Origin of the sequence: Massilia sp. CT11-108 (assembly GCF_047302915.1) — a bacterium.
GTDB classification, from domain to species: domain Bacteria; phylum Pseudomonadota; class Gammaproteobacteria; order Burkholderiales; family Burkholderiaceae_D; genus Telluria; species Telluria orientalis.
The window spans coordinates 1-581 of sequence record NZ_JBKYMO010001167.1; the positions used below are offsets into that span (position 1 = coordinate 1).

The 581-nt window shown below is 68.0% G+C and carries 1 protein-coding gene; it reads left to right on the plus strand.

Going from position 1 to position 581, the window contains the following annotated elements:
* The first annotated feature begins 27 nt into the window (after window positions 1–27).
* Complete coding sequence (locus ACEN88_RS33775; protein ID WP_413346725.1) at window positions 28–498, plus strand: HrpB1 family type III secretion system apparatus protein; 471 nt, start codon at window positions 28–30, stop codon at window positions 496–498.
* The last annotated feature ends 83 nt before the right edge of the window (window positions 499–581 follow it).

A 581-nucleotide genomic window follows, 5' to 3' on the forward strand; every position in this document is an offset into this window, starting at 1 on the left:
GCGCGGCCCACCCAACAGGAGCGAACCATGTCCGTGTCCCAATGCAGTAACCGCCTGATTGCGGCGTTGATCGAAGTCTTGATGTTCGGCGCCAAGCATGGCCATCTCGAGCAATCCGAACGGGTTCTCACCGCCTTGCACGTCCTGCGCCCGAATTTCGTCGAGCTGCACGCCTATGACGCCTGGATGCTGATCCGCCGCCACGACTTCGCCGGCGCGCTGCGCTACCTGCGCGACCTCGAACAGCGCCCCCTGCGCGGCGCGTTCGGCCCCTACGTCAACGCGCTGCTGGCCGTGGCGCTGTACGGGCTGCAGGATCCGTCGTGGCGCTCGTACGCCAACGACGTCATCAACCGCAACGAAGACCAGGACTCCGTCGACATCGTGAATGCGCTGCTGGGCAAGGCCAGCACGCGCCGCGCCGCCGCCGGCCCGGAGGCGCAGGTCGACCTGGCCGAATTGCAGAAAATGATGCAGCAGCGCCACCTGCGCGCCTGAGGAGCCCGTCATGACGATCCCCATCCAGCCCCTGCCGCCGATCTCCACCCTGGCGCCGCCGTCCGCGCCGCAGGCGCTTGCCC